General features: G+C 62.2%; 26 protein-coding genes. 9 read left to right on the top strand and 17 right to left on the bottom strand.

The window, feature by feature from the left end; genetic code table 11:
- Positions 1–164: 164 nt before the first annotated feature.
- Entirely contained in the window at positions 165–566 is a 402-nt protein-coding gene (locus NKH50_RS20540; protein ID WP_023720966.1) for a hypothetical protein, read from the top strand.
- A gap of 10 nt (positions 567–576) precedes the next feature.
- Here the strand turns inward: NKH50_RS20540 and NKH50_RS20545 are convergent, their stop codons facing one another.
- From NKH50_RS20545 to NKH50_RS20555, 3 genes are all read right to left on the bottom strand, one after another.
- Entirely contained in the window at positions 577–1,008 is a 432-nt protein-coding gene (locus tag NKH50_RS20545; RefSeq protein WP_352880713.1) for a GlcG/HbpS family heme-binding protein, read from the bottom strand.
- A 97-nt stretch (positions 1,009–1,105) separates the two neighbouring features.
- Positions 1,106–1,336, bottom strand: coding sequence for a hypothetical protein (locus NKH50_RS20550; protein ID WP_023678501.1), 231 nt, complete (start codon positions 1,334–1,336; stop codon positions 1,106–1,108).
- A gap of 28 nt (positions 1,337–1,364) precedes the next feature.
- Positions 1,365–1,937: a winged helix-turn-helix transcriptional regulator gene (locus NKH50_RS20555; RefSeq protein ID WP_352704313.1), complete on the bottom strand. Its 573-nt coding sequence runs from the start codon at positions 1,935–1,937 to the stop codon at positions 1,365–1,367.
- A gap of 96 nt (positions 1,938–2,033) precedes the next feature.
- On the opposite strand from NKH50_RS20555, the gene NKH50_RS20560 reads away from it, so the two are divergent.
- On the top strand, positions 2,034–2,885 hold the full coding sequence (locus NKH50_RS20560) for an alpha/beta fold hydrolase (RefSeq protein WP_352880716.1): 852 nt from the start codon (positions 2,034–2,036) through the stop codon (positions 2,883–2,885).
- Between the two features lie 49 nt (positions 2,886–2,934).
- Complete coding sequence (locus tag NKH50_RS20565; protein ID WP_352505005.1) at positions 2,935–3,591, top strand: glutathione S-transferase family protein; 657 nt, start codon at positions 2,935–2,937, stop codon at positions 3,589–3,591.
- Between the two features lie 142 nt (positions 3,592–3,733).
- Here the strand turns inward: NKH50_RS20565 and NKH50_RS20570 are convergent, their stop codons facing one another.
- The 3 genes from NKH50_RS20570 to NKH50_RS20580 form a co-directional block, all read right to left on the bottom strand.
- Positions 3,734–4,021 carry an ArsR/SmtB family transcription factor gene (locus tag NKH50_RS20570; protein WP_023678497.1) on the bottom strand — a complete coding sequence of 96 codons (288 nt, stop codon included), beginning with the start codon at positions 4,019–4,021 and terminating at the stop codon, positions 3,734–3,736.
- Between the two features lie 31 nt (positions 4,022–4,052).
- The gene (locus NKH50_RS20575) at positions 4,053–5,300 is read right to left on the bottom strand and encodes an MFS transporter (RefSeq protein ID WP_023678496.1); all 1,248 of its coding nucleotides are present in this window, start codon (positions 5,298–5,300) and stop codon (positions 4,053–4,055) included.
- A gap of 96 nt (positions 5,301–5,396) precedes the next feature.
- Positions 5,397–5,591 (bottom strand): DUF1192 domain-containing protein, encoded by a 195-nt coding sequence (locus NKH50_RS20580; protein WP_023678495.1) that lies wholly within the window; start codon positions 5,589–5,591, stop codon positions 5,397–5,399.
- Between the two features lie 124 nt (positions 5,592–5,715).
- On the opposite strand from NKH50_RS20580, the gene NKH50_RS20585 reads away from it, so the two are divergent.
- From NKH50_RS20585 to NKH50_RS20595, 3 genes are all read left to right on the top strand, one after another.
- Positions 5,716–6,726: an NAD(P)H-quinone oxidoreductase gene (locus NKH50_RS20585; RefSeq protein ID WP_352704309.1), complete on the top strand. Its 1,011-nt coding sequence runs from the start codon at positions 5,716–5,718 to the stop codon at positions 6,724–6,726.
- A gap of 132 nt (positions 6,727–6,858) precedes the next feature.
- Positions 6,859–6,999 (top strand): DUF1127 domain-containing protein, encoded by a 141-nt coding sequence (locus tag NKH50_RS20590; RefSeq protein WP_023720976.1) that lies wholly within the window; start codon positions 6,859–6,861, stop codon positions 6,997–6,999.
- 341 nt (positions 7,000–7,340) lie between these two features.
- Positions 7,341–8,036, top strand: a complete 696-nt coding sequence (locus NKH50_RS20595) for a DUF1013 domain-containing protein (protein ID WP_254816540.1) — start codon at positions 7,341–7,343, stop codon at positions 8,034–8,036.
- A 107-nt stretch (positions 8,037–8,143) separates the two neighbouring features.
- Here NKH50_RS20595 and NKH50_RS20600 read toward each other — a convergent pair whose 3' ends face one another.
- The 3 genes from NKH50_RS20600 to NKH50_RS20610 all read right to left on the bottom strand — a co-directional run bounded on the left by NKH50_RS20600 (position 8,144) and on the right by NKH50_RS20610 (position 9,593).
- Positions 8,144–8,863: a helix-turn-helix transcriptional regulator gene (locus tag NKH50_RS20600; RefSeq protein ID WP_254816539.1), complete on the bottom strand. Its 720-nt coding sequence runs from the start codon at positions 8,861–8,863 to the stop codon at positions 8,144–8,146.
- 18 nt (positions 8,864–8,881) lie between these two features.
- Complete coding sequence (locus tag NKH50_RS20605; protein WP_352821122.1) at positions 8,882–9,283, bottom strand: hypothetical protein; 402 nt, start codon at positions 9,281–9,283, stop codon at positions 8,882–8,884.
- A 142-nt stretch (positions 9,284–9,425) separates the two neighbouring features.
- On the bottom strand, positions 9,426–9,593 hold the full coding sequence (locus NKH50_RS20610; protein WP_254816537.1) for a hypothetical protein: 168 nt from the start codon (positions 9,591–9,593) through the stop codon (positions 9,426–9,428).
- Positions 9,594–9,796: 203 nt separating this feature from the next.
- On the opposite strand from NKH50_RS20610, the gene NKH50_RS20615 reads away from it, so the two are divergent.
- Positions 9,797–9,958 carry a hypothetical protein gene (locus tag NKH50_RS20615; RefSeq protein WP_008873884.1) on the top strand — a complete coding sequence of 54 codons (162 nt, stop codon included), beginning with the start codon at positions 9,797–9,799 and terminating at the stop codon, positions 9,956–9,958.
- A gap of 115 nt (positions 9,959–10,073) precedes the next feature.
- On the opposite strand, the gene NKH50_RS20620 is transcribed toward NKH50_RS20615, so the two are convergent.
- The 7 genes from NKH50_RS20620 to NKH50_RS20650 all read right to left on the bottom strand — a co-directional run bounded on the left by NKH50_RS20620 (position 10,074) and on the right by NKH50_RS20650 (position 16,807).
- Positions 10,074–10,805 (bottom strand): SGNH/GDSL hydrolase family protein, encoded by a 732-nt coding sequence (locus NKH50_RS20620; RefSeq protein WP_352880720.1) that lies wholly within the window; start codon positions 10,803–10,805, stop codon positions 10,074–10,076.
- Between the two features lie 86 nt (positions 10,806–10,891).
- On the bottom strand, positions 10,892–11,629 hold the full coding sequence (locus NKH50_RS20625) for a DUF899 domain-containing protein (RefSeq protein ID WP_352880722.1): 738 nt from the start codon (positions 11,627–11,629) through the stop codon (positions 10,892–10,894).
- A 152-nt stretch (positions 11,630–11,781) separates the two neighbouring features.
- A complete protein-coding gene (locus tag NKH50_RS20630) occupies positions 11,782–12,807 on the bottom strand; it encodes a class I fructose-bisphosphate aldolase (RefSeq protein ID WP_352880724.1) in 1,026 nt (341 codons plus the stop codon).
- A gap of 141 nt (positions 12,808–12,948) precedes the next feature.
- Positions 12,949–14,145, bottom strand: a complete 1,197-nt coding sequence (locus NKH50_RS20635) for a phosphoglycerate kinase (protein WP_023678484.1) — start codon at positions 14,143–14,145, stop codon at positions 12,949–12,951.
- 162 nt (positions 14,146–14,307) lie between these two features.
- Positions 14,308–15,162: a transglycosylase SLT domain-containing protein gene (locus NKH50_RS20640; protein WP_352880726.1), complete on the bottom strand. Its 855-nt coding sequence runs from the start codon at positions 15,160–15,162 to the stop codon at positions 14,308–14,310.
- Between the two features lie 4 nt (positions 15,163–15,166).
- A complete protein-coding gene (gene ispG / locus NKH50_RS20645; protein ID WP_352880728.1) occupies positions 15,167–16,420 on the bottom strand; it encodes a flavodoxin-dependent (E)-4-hydroxy-3-methylbut-2-enyl-diphosphate synthase in 1,254 nt (417 codons plus the stop codon).
- A gap of 207 nt (positions 16,421–16,627) precedes the next feature.
- Positions 16,628–16,807 (bottom strand): YdcH family protein, encoded by a 180-nt coding sequence (locus NKH50_RS20650; protein WP_254816530.1) that lies wholly within the window; start codon positions 16,805–16,807, stop codon positions 16,628–16,630.
- Positions 16,808–17,046: 239 nt separating this feature from the next.
- Here NKH50_RS20650 and NKH50_RS20655 point away from each other — a divergent pair, with 239 nt between their 5' ends.
- Entirely contained in the window at positions 17,047–17,250 is a 204-nt protein-coding gene (locus NKH50_RS20655) for a YdcH family protein (RefSeq protein WP_023678480.1), read from the top strand.
- Between the two features lie 32 nt (positions 17,251–17,282).
- Here the strand turns inward: NKH50_RS20655 and NKH50_RS20660 are convergent, their stop codons facing one another.
- A complete protein-coding gene (locus NKH50_RS20660) occupies positions 17,283–18,086 on the bottom strand; it encodes an IclR family transcriptional regulator (RefSeq protein ID WP_352880730.1) in 804 nt (267 codons plus the stop codon).
- Positions 18,087–18,214: 128 nt separating this feature from the next.
- Here NKH50_RS20660 and NKH50_RS20665 point away from each other — a divergent pair, with 128 nt between their 5' ends.
- Entirely contained in the window at positions 18,215–19,096 is an 882-nt protein-coding gene (locus tag NKH50_RS20665; protein WP_254816528.1) for a transporter substrate-binding protein, read from the top strand.
- Positions 19,097–19,140 lie beyond the last annotated feature (44 nt).

Below are 19,140 nucleotides of genomic sequence, written 5' to 3' on the forward strand. Positions count from 1 at the left end.
CGGCCATTGGCCGGTCTTTTTGCGTTTGTGACAACTGATCGTATCAGCCGGGCCTGACATTGTTGTTTCAAGCCGTCTTTGTCCGTGTTTATCGGTCGCACGAAAATTCTTGACGGCGAACGCCGGGCGCACTCTACAAAGATCAGTCCAACCGGAGCCGCCACATGTTCGGTGCCATCCCGCTGCTGATCGTGCCTTTCATCCTCTACAATCTCGGGCTTCTAGGAATATTCGGTAGCGGCGACGATCCGTGGGCGACCGAAATGTTTTCGGTCCGGATGATGTCGGGTGGCGTGTTCTCGATGACCCTGGGCGATCTCATCGTGCTGATCGCACTGATCTTCTTGTTCGTCGAAGTAGTGAAGTCGACGCGTACGACAAATGCCTCGATCATGGACCACCTTTTGTCGACCTTCGTCTTTGTGGCCTATCTGGTCGAGTTCCTGCTGGTGAAGGGCGCCGCCCATTCTGTTTTCTTCACACTGATGGTCATAGCGCTGATCGACGTGCTGGCCGGCTTTTCGGTGTCGATGCGGTCGGCCAGCCGCGACATCAATATGAATTAAGGATCCCGGCTCAGCCCGGGTCGGCGCCAAAGCCAGCCGCCTCGATGCCGGCGATGGCTGCCGTTTCGTCATTGTCGGACGTGTCGCCGGAAATGCCGACGGCGCCGATGATCGTGCCGGCCTCGTCGCGGATCAGCACGCCGCCGACGACCGGCAGGACGCGCCCGCCCGACACGTCGGAGACGCCGGCGATCAGATGCGGGCGCTCCTTGGCGAAGGCTTCCACCCGGCGCGAGCCCATGCCGATAGCGAGCGCGCCATAGGCCTTGCCGGCCGACATTTGCGGACGCAGGAACGACGCGCCGTCCTGACGCTGGAACGCGACCAGATGGGCGCCGGCGTCGAGCACCGAGACGCCAAGCGGCCTGAGCTTGAGCTCGGCACCCATGGCAAAGGCGGCGGCGATGATTTCAAGGGCTTTGTCGAGCGTCAGTGCGGTCATGGCCGTCTCCTAAACGCCAGTTATCAACCGGCAGAACAGATCGCGGTGAAACTGTTTCGCGTACGAAAGGAAGCAGTGGGATCCAGGGAGCGCCGGCTTATTTCTTCTTGGCGCGAGGCTTCTTCACCGGCGCCGGAGGCGCATTGGCCAGGTCTTCCGCTTCCTTGGCGAGGCGCAGCGCCCGCAGCTTGTTGGTTTTGGCTTGGCGCGCGTCGCTCTCGGCGACATATTCCGCCATCGCCTTCTGGCGCACCGTGGCTGCCTCTTCCTGTTTCTTGAAACGCAAATCGGCCCGCGCACGGGCAGTGTCCTTAGAGTTCTCGACCAAGAGCGTTATCCAATCCCGTAAATTATCTTCAGTCCCTTGATAGCAGAGCCAGCCCGCAATTGGGAAAATAAGTTGGTGATGGCGCCGGATCGCAGCCGACTCGCTCCGCGTTGCGGGCGACCACCGCATCGTATCCGGCCTGCAAGATCGCGCGGACAGCGGGTCCAGTTGGCGCGGGAGATGTGCCCAGATGCTCGTAGCGTAACTCGTTCATGAACTGCTCCCACATCGGCGGGCCGCCTTTTTCCAGAAGCTCGGCACGGATCGAGAGCTCGTCGCTGACCGGCAGCCAGACGCGGCCCCAGGCGCCGAGATGGGCCAGGATCGGCACCAGCGTAATCGCCATTTCGGTCAGGCTGTAGATCGCCTTTTGCTTGTGGGAGGGATCGCCCGTCTTGGTCAGCATGCCGAGCTCCATCAGCCGCTTCAGCCGGTCGGCGAGGATGTTGGAGGCGATGCCCTCCATCGAGCCGTTGAGCAGTTCGCGAAAGTGGCGTCTGCCGCCGAAGATGATGTCGCGAAGGATGATCAGGCTCCACCGGTCGCCGAACACTTCGAGCGACAGGTTGATGGGGCATCCGGACCGACGATCGATGTTCATGCGAATCTCCAAAACCGGTTGCATTATTGTATCGGTTTTAATATCGTGCAACTGATTGCAATTTGCAATCGGATCGGAAGCCCACGGAGGAAAACCATGAAAAGCGCCGGACACCCCGAAATCGTATCGCAGACCTTCGGCGACCCGGCCCATCCGGCGGTGTTGTTGATCATGGGCGCGATGGCTTCCATGCTTTGGTGGCCCGAAGCGTTTTGCCGGAAGCTGGCCGGCGAGGGTTGCTTCGTGATCCGCTATGACAATCGCGATACCGGCCGTTCGACCAAATACGCGCCGGGCGAGCCGCCTTATACATTCGACGACATGGCGGACGATGCTATCCGCGTCCTTGACGACCATGGAATCCGAAAGGCGCATATGGTCGGCATGTCGATGGGCGGCATGATCGCGCAGCTCGTTGCGTTGAAATACCCGTCGCGTGTCACTTCGCTGACGGTGATCAGCAGCTCGCCCTTGGGCATCGATACGTCGCATCTGCGCGGAACCACCGAGGCCTATAGGAGACATTCGGCCGAAGGCGCGAAGGTCGACTGGTCGGACCGGGGCCAAGTGGTCGATTTCATCGTTAAGGACGCGCATGCGCTCACCGGTGCGGCGCACTCTTTCGACGAGCAGCGAACACGGGCTTTCGTCGAACAGGATTATGACCGGTCCGGCGGTTTTCTAAGTGCGACCAATCATTTCATGCTCAAAAGTGGCGAAGATGGGAACGGCGAGGACTGGACCGGTCGGCTGCGCGACATGAAAATCCCACTCCTTGTTATCCACGGCACCGACGATCCCATCTTTCCAGTCGAGCATGGCGCCGCTCTTGCCGACGCGGTCGCCGGTGCAAGGCTGCTCCGGATCGAGGGCGGTGGCCACGAACTGCATCCCGACGACTGGGCTGCGATCATCGATGCCATCGTCGCCCACAGCCAGGCCAGATAGTTATCCGACCCCGACACCGCGAGACAGACCACCCAAGGAACGAAAAACAATGTCCCTGATTATGCACCTTCATCCACTGGCCTCCTTCTGCTGGAAACCGCTGATCGCGCTCTATGAGAACGGCACGCCATTCACATCCGTCGTTGTCGATCTCGGCAATGAACAGTCGCGCGCCGCGTTTCTGAAATTGTGGCCGCTCGGCAAGATGCCGGTGCTGCGCGATGAAGCGCTGGACCGGACCGTGCCGGAATCGACGATCGTCATCGAATATCTCAACGCGTATTATCCTGGGCCGGTCGAACTGATCCCCGCCGATCTCGATCTCGCTCGCCAGACCCGGCTCGCCGACCGCTTCTATGACTTCTATGTCCAGGAACCGATGCAGAAGATCGTTGGTGACCGGCTGCGGCCGGAGGGCAAGACCGATCCGTTCGGCGTCGAGCAGGCCCGCGCCCAGCTGCGCAGCTCCTACGCCATCATTGAACAGGACATGCAGTCGACGACATGGGCGGTGGGTGCGAGCTTCACCATGGCCGACTGCGCTGCCGCCCCCGCGCTGTTCTACGCCAACAAGGTCGAGCCGTTCGGAGACGAATATCCTGCGGTCAGGCGCTATCACGACCGGTTGCTGCAACGCCCCTCGGTTGCCCGTGTGATCGAGGAAGCGCAGCCGTATTTCAAGCTCTTCCCCTACAACAATGGCTAGAGTAGTTCATCGTTCACGGAAACGCCGAACCGCTCTGTCTCTTTGTTTTTGCGCAATTCCGCACGGAAAACCGTTTCACACTTTTCCTGGAATTGCTCTAGGCCCGATGCTGCATAGTTGCTCGACGCGCTGACGATGCCTCTCAGCTTCCGGGTGAACCGAGCTGCTCCGCATCCCAGAACTGGTCAAGCCAGATGTTGAGCTTCAGGAAGCCGGCATTGCTGACCGTATAGACGCGCCTGGTGCCTTCCGGCTTGGCGTTGACCAACCCCGCATCAAGCAGCACCTTCAGGTGCTGCGAAACGGCCGGGCGGGACACCGGCAAGCCGGATGCCAATTCGTTGACGGTCTTCGGTCCGCGCCGGAGCTCTTCCAAGAGATGGCGCCGGTTGGGATCGGCAATCGCCATGAAGGCGTCGGAAAGCATCATGCCTTATTTGTGGGGCAAAGCGCCTCGAATCTCAACTGTCGGCTTCAGCTTTTCTACGCGGGTCGAGCCGCAACGCTTCCGGCGTCACCGAGCGATCGGCGGGCTGGGTCTTGAAGGCATCGCGGCCTTCGATCGGCACCGGCGCGCGACGGCTGATGCGCAGCAGCGTATAGCCAGCCAGGCTGAGATGCGCGAGCGCAGTGGCCAGGAACAGCCCCTCAGGGCGCATCCAGCCCATCAGGCCGGCGGCCACCAGCGGACCGATCATCGTGCCGAAGCCATAAAGCAGCAGCAGGCCGCCCGACACTTTGACGAAGTCCTCCGATCGCGCATGGTCATTGGCATGCGCCACCGCGATCGAATAGAGCGTGTAGGCGAAGGCGCCGTAGGCGGCGGTGCAGACGATGACGAAGACGCCGGAGCGCGGTTCGAACAGGAAGATGGCGATGGCAAACAGCGCAGCGCCGAAGGCCGCGCCCGCCAGCACGAAACGACGGTCCGTCGTGTCGGAGAGCCGCCCGGCCGGAAGCTGCATGGCAGCGCCGGCGATGACCACGAGGCTCATCATCAGCGCGATCTCGGCTGTCGAGATGCCGATGCGCGCTCCATAGACGGCACCAAGTGTACCCCAGGCGCCGTTGGCGATGCCGATCAGCACGCAAGCGATCGCCGACACCGGCGAATTGACGTAGAGCCCCTTGACGTCAAGCGACACGTCCTGCAGCGGCTTGGGGTGAGACGCCGTCGAGACCGCCGTCGGGATCAGCGACAGGCAGAACAGAATGCCGGTGATCATGAACAGCGACGCCGATCTCACATCGCCGCCGGCAACGATCATCTGACCGCCCATGATCGAGGCATAGGTGACCATCATGTAGAGGCCGAAGACGGTGCCGCGGTTTTCGTTGGTGGCCTTCTCGTTGAGCCAGCTTTCGATGACCATGAAGGCGCCGGCCATGGTGAAGCCGGTGAAGGCGCGCAGCAGGATCCAGGTATATTCGTCGATGATCAGGCCGGTGAGCAGTGCGACGATCGCTCCCGATGCGGCAAAGGCGCCGAAAGCCCTGACATGACCGGCGCGGCGCACGATGCGTGGCGCAAAGAAGCAGCCGGTGACGAAGCCGCCGGCCCAAGCCGTGCCCATCAGGCCGAGCGATGCCGTCGAGAAGCCCTCCACCTGGCCGCGCAGCGGCAACAGCAGACCGTGCAGTCCGGATGCCGCCAACAGGAACGCGGTGCCGCGCAGCAGCGAGAGGATCGGTCTGTAGCTTGCGAACATTTTTCAATCCGGCTGGGGTTTAGGGCACAAGTCTGGAGACAGCGGCATTCGGGCTTTTCGGCGGCGTGCCCGAGCTTTTGGAATTACCCGCAGTAACTACCCACGGCGAAACAGCGCCTCTGCCGCCGACTTGGTCGAGCCCTTGGTCTTGAGCTCGGCTTCCAGCCGGGCGATCTCGTCGCGCAGGATGCCGATCCGTTCGGACAATTCATCGACAGAAAGCAGCGACAGATCCTGCCCGATCTCGTGCGGGCGCGCTTTCTTCTTGGGTTCGTCGTCGAAGATCGCCATCGTCGCTCCTCCGTGATTGCCCATTTGCCTGATTTGCCAATGAGCATACATAGGGCAAGGGTATGGATGCAAATGGCGGGCAAGAGCTGGCACGAGAAACCGGCGGAGCACGACGGGAAAATTCATGGCGAACGCACAGAAAATTCCGGCGAAGATGATGGCGATCGCCATATCGGAACCGGGCGGGCCGCGGGTGCTGAAAGCGGAAACCCGCGACGTACCGGATCCCGGTCCCGGCGAGATCCTGATCCGGGTGCGGGCCGCCGGCGTCAACCGGCCGGACGTGCAACAGCGCAAGGGCGCCTATCCGCCACCGCCGGGAGCGTCGGATCTGCCGGGCCTGGAAGCAGCAGGCGAAGTCGCTGCCCTTGGTGATGAGATATCGCGCTGGCGCGTCGGCGATCGGGTCTGTGCTCTGACGGCGGGCGGCGGCTATGCCGAATATGTCAGAGTGCACGCCGGCAGCGTGCTGCCGCTGCCCGCCGGCTTTACCTACACCGAAGCGGCGGCGTTGCCGGAGAACTACTTCACTGTTTGGCACAATGTCTTCGAGCGCGGCGGCCTGAAGAGCGGCGAGACCCTGCTCGTGCATGGCGGCTCGTCGGGTATCGGCACCACGGCGATCCAGCTTGCTGCCGCTTTCGGCGCCTATGTCGTCACCACCGCCGGCAGCAAGGAGAAATGCGACGCCTGCCTCAAGCTCGGCGCCGACCGGGCGATCAACTACCGCGAGGAGGACTTCGTCGCCGCAGTCAAGGAGGCAACCGGCGGCAAGGGCGCCAATGTCATCCTCGACATGGTCGGCGGCGACTATGTGGCGCGGAACTATGAGGCTGCAGCCATGGAAGGCCGCATCGTCCAGATCGCGACGCAGGGCGGAGCGGTGGCGAGCGCCGATTTCTTCAAGATCATGGCAAAGCGGCTCGTGCACACGGGATCGCTGCTCAGGCCACGCACCGTGGAGTTCAAGGCGGCAGTCGCGGCGGCACTGGAGGCGCAGGTTTGGCCGCTGCTCGGCACGCGCAAGGTTGCGCCGGTGATGGACACGATCTTCCCGCTCAAGGAAGCCTGGCGGGCGCATGAGCGGATGGAGGAGGGTGAGCACATCGGCAAGATTGTGCTCGATGTCGCCTGACGACCGGCAAACAGACTGAACGAAAGCTTAATGGTGCAATGCAACAAACGCATTGCGGCCATGCAAAAGCGTCTGTTCAATTTTTCATCGCCGATGCCTACTTACGCGGCATCGAAACGATGGAGGACTACCATGAACCCGATCCGCGCTTTCCGTAACTGGCGCATGTACAACGAAACCGTGCGCGAACTGAACCGGCTGAACGCTCGTCAGCTCAACGACCTCGGCATCAACCGCGGCGACATCGAGAGAATCGCCCGCCAAGGGCTTTGATCTCGAGCACGATCCCGCCCGAAGACCGGGCGTTGCTTTTCCGCAACGCCGAGCCGCGGTTCGGGATCGAGCCTTAGAAGCCAGAGCCGCAGCAGACGGATTTCCGTCGCCGGTTCCGAGCCCGCCCGACCTTGGTCTGGCGGGCTTTGTCTTTTTGAAGCTTTCGACTGCATGGCGTCATCTGCCGATCCCGTCGCGGTCTGCCGGCCGTCCTTGACACGCGCCTCCCAAAAACATTGCGAAACGGCGAGCGAGCGGTTATATAGACCGCGATTTTCCCATTTTGGTGGCTCTAAACCACCGCCCGCGCGGGAACGCGGGCGAACGAGAAGGATTTTGTGATGGCCAATACGCTGCTGATGCCAAAGGCGACCGCCGTCTGGCTGGTTGACAACACAGCGCTCTCCTTCGAGCAGATCGCGCAGTTCTGCGGACTGCATCCGCTTGAGGTCAAGGCGATCGCCGACGGCGAGTCGGCGCAAGGCATCAAGGGCATGGACCCGATCATGACCGGCCAGCTAACTCGCGACGAGATCGCGCGCGCCGAGAAGGACCCGAACCACCGACTGAAGCTCTCCGATCCCAAGGTGCGTGTGCCGGAGTCCAAGCGCAAGGGTCCGCGCTACACGCCGCTGTCGAAGCGCCAGGACCGGCCCAACGCCATCCTCTGGCTGGTGCGCAACCATCCCGAGCTCAAGGATGCGCAGATTGCCCGCCTTGTCGGCACGACGAAGTCGACGATCGACCAGATCCGCGACAGAAAGCACTGGAACTCCGCCAATCTCCAGCCGATGGATCCAGTGACACTCGGCCTGACGTCGCAGATCGACCTCGATATGGAAATCAACCGCGCCTCGCGCGGCCGTGAGCAGGCGCAGCCGGTCGGCGATACGCTGCTGCCGGCCGCCTTGACCGAACGACTGGTGCCGGCGCCGGAAAAGCCGAAAGACGAGGACCAGGAACTCGACGCCAACGCCGTCTTCGCCAAGCTTTCGGCGCTAAAGTCGAAGGACAAGGATGCCGACGAAGAGGAGTAGGCATCTCGCATCCAAAACAAAACGCCCGCTTTCAAGCCGGCCGAATCGGCGGGGTTTGTCAGCGGTCTGAGACCGCTTTCAAGCGGGCTTTTTTGTGATCTTCCGTGTCAGCTCCGCGCCGCCCGGTCCGGCGCCATGCCGTAATCCTCGCTGCGCTCCACCGCGCGATAGAAATCGGCGAGCTGCTTGCCGCGCTCCGGCTTGAAGGTGCGGCCGGCGATGACCACCGAGGCGATGCGGTCAATGCGGAAAGCGCGGAAATCGCTGCGCATCTCGCACCAGGCGACCAAGGTCCACACCTTGCCCCAGAACCACAGGCCGAGCGGGCGGATGTCGCGCGCGGTGCTGCGGCCGGCCTCATCCGAATAGTCGATGGTCAGCACCTGACGTTTCTCGATGGACCGCTCGATCAGGTCGATGGCTTCGCGGGCGGCATCGCTTACCACCCACATCGGCGTGTGGATCTCGGTACGGGCGATGCGGTCCTTTTCGGCGTCGGGCAACACGGCGCCTATCTTAACCAGCGCCTCGTCGGCGGCTCGTGCCATGGCCGCGCCGCCAAAGGCGCGCACCATGCGGGCGCCGGCGACCAGCGCGACGATCTCGTCACGCGTGAACATCAGCGGCGGAAGGTCGAAACCCTCCCTCATCATGTAGCCGACACCGGCCTCGCCGTCGATCGGCACGCCGGTCGACTGCAGGTCGGCGATGTCGCGATAGATCGTCCGCTCGGAAACCTCGAGCCACGTGCCCAGCTTCTGGGCAGTGACCAGACGGCCACCACGCAGATGCTGCACGATCTGAAAGAGCCTGTCGGCGCGGCGCATCGTATGGACCCTCGGCGTCTATCGTTCCAGCCCTTCGCGCTTGCGCTGCGCGGCGACGAAGGCCACGCCGAAGGACAGTTTCCTAGTTGTCGGCATGCTTGCGTCGAGCACCCGCCAGAACGGCGCAATGTCGCTCAGCGCCATGCCACGCTCAAGATCCTTGTTGGCGGCCTCGGCGACAGTGCGCAGATGATAGCCGATGGTGACCGGACATGTCACCTCGGCACCGTGCTCGATGGCGAGAACGGTGCGCAAAGCGCGGATATCCATGCCTTCGGGGATGGAGCGGATGAATGCATCGACCTGGCGAGCTGTAGGAACCGGCATCGACTGCCCTTCGACGACGTCGCCGAGGGTGCGTGGCGACGGTTTTATGCCGTTGATGCCAGGCGTGTTCAGCCCGTCGCTCCAGCTATTCATCGATCGTCCTCTCAGCCATCCGTCTCCGGCGGCCATCGCACTATGGCACGAGCCTCCTGACACCATACTGTCAGGAGGTTTCAGCATGCCCATTTCAGCTCGTCGCCAGGTTGCATCCAAAACGCCACCCAGAAAGCTTGCGTCAATTGCCGCCATTGCGGCGGTCGCCATACATGTCCGGCCAACCAATATCCTTGCGGATGTCCGCCGGCAGGGTATTCATGAACCGCTGGGTGCGGATCTCATTGCGCATCGTCCGGATCTTGCCGACATAGTGCTGCACGCTTCGCAGAATGGTAAAACCGTTCATGGCTGGTCTCCTCTCTTTCGATGCAGGCACTATCGCACACCCCTGCTGACAGCAGTCTGTCAGGAGGGTGCGTCTCTCCTGACCGGCGTTTCGATTTGTCGACCGACGTGATCAGGCAGTGCTGAAAAGAGGCCTGCCGCACTGGAAAGACGACGATCTCGGAGCCGCTTTGACAGCCAGCCGCGATGCTGATCAAAGGCGGCATGTCGAAACTTCTCGCGCTCGTCATCATCGCCATGATGGTCATCCAGCTCATCAAGCCGCTCGGCTGGCCCGGACTGAAGCGGCGCAGCGATTTCTGGAAGCTGGCGCTGCTGGCGATGGCGGCGATTTCGATTACGGCGGTGCTCGGGCACTGGACGTGATGCATGTCGCGCAAAGTGTGCAGCGGTTTTGCGACAACGACATGCATGGAAACAGGATCTGAAGCACGTCGGATGAGGCCAGTCGAACGCGACGCGCTTTGGTGCCGGCGGCCCGCTACGCGACGCCCGGTTCGTTGGCGAGCACCAGGCTGACCAGATGTTCCGCCCAGGCTCGGTAGCCGGCTTCCGAAGCATGAAATCCATCCGACGCAAAGCCGGCCTCGGCATCGGTGATCGGCAGGCGGGGCGCCGGTATGGCGCCGCGCTCGAGGCAAAGGCGCGCGCCCATCCGGTTCATTTCGACGGCACGGATTTCGAGAATCTTGCCGAGCAGCGGCGGCATTGCCGGCGCCCGGGTGAACTCCAGCACCGGCGACCACACGACGCGCGCCTCCGGCCATTTGGCGCGCAGCGCGTAAAGCAGGCCGCCAAACTCGCGCTTGAACCGCGGTACCGAATGAAAATTCTTGGTGTCGTTGGTGCCGATGGCCAGCACGATATGCGTCCACGGATCGGCCGATAGATTGGGCAGCACATGATCGCGGATCTGGCCGGAGGTTGCCGAGTTGAAGCCGGCTGCCCGCCAGCGCACGATGCGGCCGGTGCGTTGCGCAATCAGAACGGCCAGTTGCGCGGCCAATCCGTTTTCGGAATTGCCGATGCCTACCGAGGCGGCGGAGGAATCGCCAAGCACCAGAACCGAGATTGCTGGCGTCAGGCCAGATATCTCGTGCATGACCGGACCTTGTGCCGGCAGCATGCGGGTGGTGCGGCGACGCACGCCAAGTCCTTGCCAGACATAGACCGGAAAGGCGAACCAGGTGAGAAGGGTCGGAAAGCGCCGCATGGCAAGTCCCTTTTAGGGCATAGCGAACAGCACTTAGCGCATGTTGCATTGGAGGTGAACGACCTTGCAGTGACACCCTTGTCGCCTCAATGGCAGCAGTCATGTGTCCCGGATTGATCTTCGTACTCGTCATGCAGCCGTACCCAGTCGACGAGGCTATGATGCGGGCCGGTTTCGTTGCGACCCTTCGGCGTCAGGTCGAGATAATGATAGGCGCCGATCAGCGGATCGCCGCCTCGGGAGCGCAAGACGAAGGTCAGGAAGATGTCGCCCTTCTCGTCGCGATAGAACACGCTGGCGCCGGGAAGGTCTTTCGAGTTTCGCGCACGCCGCTCGAAATTGTAGGTCGTATCGCCGGCCGCGATCTGCTTGTCCGTGAATGACACCTGCATATCGAAGTTGAAGTCCGAGGCGTAGGACGACACCCAGTCGAATTTCCAGCCCATACGCTGCTTGTAGGGCAGCAATTCGGCCAATGGCGCCCGCGCTACCACGACAAGTGAGACATCGTGGTGCCTGAGATGCTGGTTGGCGCCGTCGATATGATCGGCAAGGAATGAGCAGCCCTCGCAGCGATAATCGGCGCCCGGCCCGAACATGAAATGGTAGACGATCAGCTGGCTGTTGCCGCCAAACAGGTCGGGCAGTTTCTTTGGCCCTTGCTCGGTTTCGAAGACGTAGTCCTTGCGGATCTTCAACCACGGCAGTTCGCGGCGTTCGGCGGCGACACGATCGCGAAAGCGGGTCAATTCCTTTTCGCGCGCCAGATGCGCCTTGTGCGCCTGAAACCAGTCTTCCTGCGAAACGGTCTTGTTGTTTGGCATAGGTCTGCTCCTCTTTTCACGGAGGACGTTCGGCAGCGAGCAATACCGACACCGGGCTGCATTTCAGTTGCAGGAAAATTGCAGCCCTTGCTGCTTTCAAACAAAAACCCGGGCACGTGGCCCGGGTCGGGAGAAACGCAAGATGTCTTCGGTCAGGCGGCTTGCTCAAGCGTCGGCTGCCATTGTCCAAGCGCTGCCAGATGATTCATGTGGGCGCGATGGGCGAAGGCGGCCTGCGCGGCGGCGACGTTCGCTGCCTTGCCGCCCCAGGCCTTCTGCGGAGCGGCCTGCAAGGCGCGGCCATAGGAGAAGGTCAGCTTCCACGGATGCGGGCCGATGGCGTTGATGGCATTGAGGTTGGCGGTCGCCTCCTCGTCCGATTGTCCGCCCGAAAGGAAGGCGATGCCTCCAATCGCGGCCGGCACCGTCTCGCGGAACAGTTTTATGGTCCTTTCGGCAACTTCCTCGGGGCTGCTGACCTTGCCCGATTTCTTGCCGGCGAGGACCATGTTCGGTTTCAGGATGGTGCCTTCGAGCGCGACGCGGGCCGCATAGAGCTCGGTGTACAACTTTGTCAGTGTCGCCTTGCTGATCTCGTAGCACGTGTCGATGTCGTGGGCGCCGTCCATCAGCACCTCCGGCTCGACGATCGGCACGATGCCGGCCTCCTGGCAAAGCGCGGCGTAACGGGCGAGCGCATGGGCGTTCGAGCCGATCGAGGTAGCGGAAGGCACGCCCTTGGCAACATCGATGTCGATCACCGCGCGCCATTTGGCAAAGCGGGCGCCGAGCTTGTAATAGTCGGCAAGGCGTTCGCGCAGGCCGTCCAGGCCCTCGGTGATGGTGTCGCCGGGAAAGCCGGCCAGCGGCTTGGCGCCGGCGTCGACCTTGATGCCGGGGATAGCGCCTGATGCCTTGATGATGTCGACCAGCGGTGTGCCGTCGGCGGCCTTCTGGTGAATGGTCTCGTCGTAGAGGATGACGCCGGAAATGTACTTGGTCATTGCATCGCTGGCGCGGAACATCATCTCGCGATAGTCGCGGCGGCTGTCGGCGGTCGACTCGACGCCGATGACATCGAAGCGCTTCTTGATGGTGCCGGAGCTTTCGTCGGCGGCCAGCAGCCCCTTGCCATCGGCCACCATCGCGGCGGCAATGTCCTCGAGACGTTCGCTCATTTTTGCTTCTCCTGAAAGAATTGATCCGCGCCCAGCAGACCACCAGAGCAACGCAGGTTCAAGTCGAACCATTTCGTCAAACAAGCGCGAATCGATTGAAAGTCGCGGGCGCACTCCTTCGCGCTGCTCTTGCGGCCGCGCTCAGCGCTTCAAAACGTCGACGCCGGGCAAGGGCTTGCCTTCCATCCATTCGAGGAAAGCGCCGCCGGCCGTCGAGACATAAGTGAAATCATCGCTGACGCCGGCATGGTTGAGCGCCGCCACCGTATCGCCGCCGCCGGCGACCGAGATCAGTCTGCCGGCCCTGGTGCGCGCTGCCGCGTGCCTGGCCGTCGCCACCGTTGCGTGGTCGAATGGCTCGATCTCGAAGGCGCCGAGCGGCCCGTTCCAGACCAGCGTCGCGGCACGGTCGATCCATTCGGCAATGGTTTTCACGGTCTTTGCGCCGACGTCGAGGATCATGCCGTCGGCCGGCACGTCTGCTATGGCGACGGTCTCGCTGACGGCGCCGGCCCTGAACTCCCTGGCGACAACGCCGTCGGCGGGCAGGATGATGGCGCAGCCGGCCTCGGCCGCCTCGATCATGATCTGCTTGGCGGTGGTCGCGAGATCATGCTCGCACAAGGATTTCCCGACGTCGGTGCCGCGTGCCGCGAGAAACGTGTTGGCCATGCCGCCGCCGATGACCAGCGCATCGACCTTCTTCACCAGGTTCATCAACAGGTCGATCTTGGTCGAGACCTTGGCCCCGCCGACGATGGCGACAACCGGACGGACAGGATTGCCGAGACCCTTTTCCAGCGCATCGAGCTCGGCCTGCATGGTGCGCCCGGCGAACGCCGGCAGCACATTCGCCAGGCCTTCCGTGGACGAATGGGCGCGGTGCGCAGCCGAGAAGGCGTCGTTGACGAAGATGTCGCCGTTGGCGGCGAGCTTTTCGGTGAAGGTCGGGTCGTTCTTCTCCTCAGCTTTGTAGAAGCGGGTGTTCTCGAGCAGCAGCACGTCGCCGTTATTCATGGCAGCAACGGCATTTGCCGCCTTGTCACCGATGCAGTCGGAGGCAAAGCCAACCGGACGGCCGAGCACGTCCGCCGTCGCCTTGGCGATCGGCTCGAGCGAGAATTCCGCCGCCGGTCCATCCTTGGGCCGGCCGAAATGGGCAAGCAGGATGACCTTGGCGCCCTTGCCGGAGAGCTCGGCGATGGTCGGCGCAATGCGCTCGATGCGGGTGGCGTCGGTGACCTTGCCCTCGGTGACGGGAACGTTGAGGTCGACACGGACCAGCACACGCTTGCCGCTGATATTGCCGATGTCGTCCAGTGTCTTGAAGCCGGCCATGCTGATCCCTTTCGCGAAAAATCGCGGGGACCTTACCCCGCATCGACGACGATGCAAGACCTGCCTAACGGTTCACCGAAAATATGATTCACGTATCGAGGACGAAGTGCCCACGGGGAGCGAGATGGGCAGCAATGGCGCAAAACGCACCGACATATGGCTTTACCGGTTGCGCACCACGATGCAGGCGCCGCCGACGCTTTGCAGCTTGTCGCAGATTGTGTCGGCCTTGGCTCTGCTATCGGCGCCGATCCGCACGGCATAGATGCCGCGCCTGCCGATCGGTGTGCGGACCCGGCTGACCACCGGATCGTGGCCGGCAAGCAGTGCCGGGAACCGGCTTTTCACTCTCAGCCACTGGTTGAGCGCCGCGGCGCGGCGGAAATTGCCGGCCACCTGCACGCCCCACGGCTTGATGTTGATCGACGACATCGGCACGGTTCTGGACATGATCACCGGCAGCTCGCGGCAAGCGGCAGCGAAACTCGCCTTCTTGTCGAGCGGCCGGATGACGCCGGCGTAGGCGGCATCGGTGAACCTGTCGGCCGGCTCGCCCATGACGTCCAGGACGTAGCTTTCGGTCTCCATCGGGAGGAATCCGCCGGAATTCAGCCAGCGCGTCACCCGGCTCTCGCCGGCATTGTATGCAGCTGCGGCGAGGCCCAGATTGCCAAAGCCGGTCTTCATTTCGGCGAGATATTTTGCCGCGGCCGGGATAGCCTGCTCGATATCGAACGAATTGGCGAGCCCGCGCATCTTGGCGGTACCCGGCATGAATTGGGCGATACCCTCCGCGCCGACGGGGCTGACCGCGTTGGGATCGAAACGACTCTCCTTCCAGATCAGCCGGGCAAAGAAATCCCGGGGCAGACCGTTCTGGTCGGCATGCGTCTCGATAAGATCGCAAACTCGATCGATCAGCTTCTGCTTGGCGGGCCGCGGCGGATCGGCCTGGACGGCCGCCGCCCAGCCCAGCCCGGAAATGACAACCAGCGTCGCCCCAAGCAAACGCCGCATCGAACTACTCCGCCGCGGCTTTGCCGTGTTGCCCAAACCGCCGTTCGATATAGTCGGAAACCATTTTCTCGAAATCCGCGGCGATCGACGGGCCGCGCAGGGTCGCCGCCTTCTTGCCGTCGACGAACACCGGGGCGGTCGGCGTCTCACCGGTGCCGGGCAGCGAAATGCCGATATCGGCGTGTTTGGATTCGCCCGGACCGTTGACGATGCAACCCATCACCGCGACCTTGAGGTTCTCGACGCCGGGATATTGTTCGCGCCACACCGGCATGTTCTTGCGCAGGTCGGCCTGGATGTTCTGAGCAAGCTCCTGGAACACGGTCGAGGTTGTGCGCCCGCAGCCCGGGCAGGCGGCGACGATCGGCACGAACTGCCGGAAGCCCATGGTCTGCAACAGCTCCTGCGACACCTGCACCTCGCGCGTGCGGTCGCCGTTTGGCTCTGGCGTCAGCGAGATGCGGATGGTGTCGCCAATGCCCTGCTGAAGCAGGATGCCCATGGCCGCGGACGAGGCGACGATGCCTTTCGAGCCCATGCCCGCCTCCGTCAGGCCGAGGTGCAGCGCATGGTCGGAACGGGTGGCAAGCTCGGTGTTGACGGCGATCAGATCCTGCACGCCGCTGACCTTGGCCGACAGGATGATTTTCTCGCGGGCAAGGCCGATCTCTTCAGCCATTTCGGCCGACAGGATTGCCGACTGCACGATTGCCTCGCGCGTCACTTCCTGGGCGGTCAGCGGAAAGCCCTGGGCCTGGTTGTCGTCCATCAGCCGGGTCAGCAGCTCCTGGTCGAGCGAACCCCAATTGACGCCGATGCGCACCGGTTTGTCGTATCGGATCGCCATCTCGACGATCGCAGCGAACTGCCGGTCTTTCTTGTCCTTGAAGCCGACATTGCCGGGATTGATGCGGTATTTAGCCAGTGCCTCGGCGCAGGCCGGGTGGTCGGCCAGGAGCTTGTGGCCGATATAATGGAAATCGCCGACCAGCGGCACATCGATGCCGAGTCGTTCCAGCCGCTCGCGGATGGCCGGCACGGCGGCAGCGCTTTCGTCGCGATCGACGGTTATGCGCACGATCTCGGAGCCGGCGCGATGCAGCGCCGCCACCTGTGCGACCGTCTGATCGACATCGGCCGTGTCGGTGTTGGTCATTGACTGGACGACGACCGGCGCGCCGCCGCCGACAATCACGCCGCCGACATCGACACCGACCGACCTGCGGCGTGGGAAGGGTGAGGAAAAATATCCGGTCATGCCGGCTGCCTTTAATCTTGAAGGTCCGGGCATGAGGTGGAGGAGCAAAGATGGCTTGTCAATGGCGACTGGCGCGCAGGCCTAGCAAATCGGAAATCACAAGACGGCAGCTTGCCGCAAATCCACAGGCATTTCCGGCAGCGCAGCAATACGCCACCGGAAAGAGACGCGCGCCGGGCGGCGCGCGCTTCTAGTCTTGGAAGGACTTCAATGCGTCGTCGGTTTCGCCTTCAGTTTTTCAATCTCGTCCTTGAGCGCCAGCTTGCGCCGCTTGAGATTCACGATTTCGAGGTCGTCTACCGATGGATGGGCCATCGCATCGTCGATTTCCCGTTCGATGTCGCCGTGTTTCCGCTGCAGCTCATCAAGATGGGATGCAAGAGACATGATTGGTTCTCCCTTTCATGGTTTCCTCGATTGCAGCCGCCAAGGCACGTCCACCGCAGGCTCGCTTCTGTGACGGCATAATGACAGTGTGCCACCATCGAGCACCGATGTCGAATGCTGCGTGGTAGCATTCCACGACAATGTGAAATGTGGTATGGGCTGCGCGCCGGTGCAAGAAGGCCCCGGTCCCGCCCAATCAGGCCCAGTGTTTGGGCGCCGCAGACGTGCAGACGGTAAAAATGTCCGATCAGGAACAGGCGGATATCCGCCTCGAATATTCCCGGCTGAAGCAGGAACACGCCGATTTCGACGCGGCCATCAATGCGATGATCGCCATGAATTGCGACCCGCTGCAGATCCAGCGCATGAAGAAAAAGAAGCTTTTCCTGAAGGACAGGCTGATGGCGCTGGAAGACAAGATCATTCCAGACATTATTGCTTGAACGAACGCCGGCGCCGGCCTGCTGGTAAAGCGCTATGCCGCGATCGAAAGCCGTGCGGCGCGCTCGCGCAACAACGCTATCAGATCGTCGGTCTTTTCGCTCGAAGTATCGATCGGAACCACCAGGCACATCGTCGCCTCGACCCTGCCCGGCGCTGAAAAGACCGGCGCGGCCAGGCATTTCGTATAGGCATCGACAAGGCCCGAGGTGACGCAATAGCCGGCCGACTTGGCGACGGCGATGTCGGCTATGAAATCGTCGAGCCGCAACCTGCGACCGTCCGGCAGCACGAGATCGTCTTCCGAGACCATATCCTCGATCGCCGCCCTGTCGAACCCGGCGAGGAGCAGCCGCCCGGAAGCTGTCCAGGGAAGCGGTATTTGCAGACCCGTCGCCGAACTGATCCTGAATGGCCTCGTTCCCGGGCTTGAATGGACGATAGTGTAGCGGCCGCTTTGCAGCATGCACAGCTCCGAGGTCTCGCCGGTCTCGCGCGACAGATGGTCGACTTCCTGGCGCCCTCGCCTGAGCAGGTCGTTGCCCCGCACATAGTCCATTCCGTAGAGATAAAGCTTCTTTCCGAAATAGACCCGATTGCCGTCTCCGGCCATCTCAAGCAGGCCTGCGTCGACCAGCGAGCGCACCAGCGTATAAGTCGTCGAACGCGGCGCGTTCACTCCCTTGGCAAGGTCGCCAACGCCGATCGCGCGCTGGGTCGTGTGGAGAAACTCCAAAATCTGGAGAACCCGGTTGAGACCCTTCTCCCGAGACCCCGAGATCTTGTCTTCGTCCAGTCCGACGTCCGGTCGAGCGGCCAAGGCATTGCCATCTTGCATTATCGATCCCTGATGTTAATCTGTCTTGTACAGAGTACAGGCGTCTCTTGTAAGAGACAATTACATCAGTTGCAACCGACGCCTGTATCGCTGGTCCAAAGGGGAACACAACACGAAAGGAGGTCGCCGTGAACGACACATCCAAAAGGCGCGAATTTCTGAAACTGGGAATGGCCGGGCTTGCAACGGCCGGAGTGATGAGCGCCGCTACTGCGGTCGACGTTCAGAAAGCGGCGGCCCAGGCAGCGCCGGACAGCCTGCTGCGCACCGTCCTCGAGCGCGGCAAGGTGATCGTCGGCACCGGCAGCACCAATGCGCCCTGGCATTTCGAGAACGACGCCGGCGAACTGGTGGGCATGGACATCACCATGGGTCGCATTCTCGCCAAGGGGCTCTTCGACGACCCGACCAAAGTCGAATTCGTCATGCAGGATCCGGCTCAGCGCATTCCGAACGTGACCACCAACAAGGTCGACATCACCATCCAGTTCATGACCATGACCGCCCAGCGCTCGCAGCTGATCCACTTCTCCAGGCCCTACTACGTCGAAGGCATCGCCTTGCTGACCCTTCCGAACGCCGAGAACAAGACCTTCGACAAGCTGCTTGCCGCCGGTTCGGCGACCCGGATTTCCATCCTGCAAAACGTTGATGCCGAGGCAAATGTGCATATCGTGCTGCCGGAGTCGCAGGTGATGCAGATAGACACGCAGGCCAACGTGCTGCAGGCCCTGGAATCCAAGCGCGTCGACGCTGCCGCGGTTGATCTGTCAACGGTCCGCTGGCTCGCCTCGCGCAATCCGGACAAATACTTCGATGCCGGCAAGAGCTGGTTCTCGATGCTTTATGGCGCCGCACTGCGGCAGGGCGACCTCGACTGGCTGACCTTCGTCAACCAGACCTTCACCATCGCCATGTTCGGCCATGAAACGGCACTCTACGACGCTGCGTTCAAGGATTATTTCGGACAGGAGCCGCCGGCCCGCCATCCCGGTTTCCCGGTCATCTGATGCAAGCAGGCGGAAGGACAAACGTCCTTCCGCCCCCCTCTCAT

Origin of the sequence: Mesorhizobium sp. M1027, assembly GCF_040318745.1 — a bacterium.
GTDB lineage: Bacteria > Pseudomonadota > Alphaproteobacteria > Rhizobiales > Rhizobiaceae > Mesorhizobium.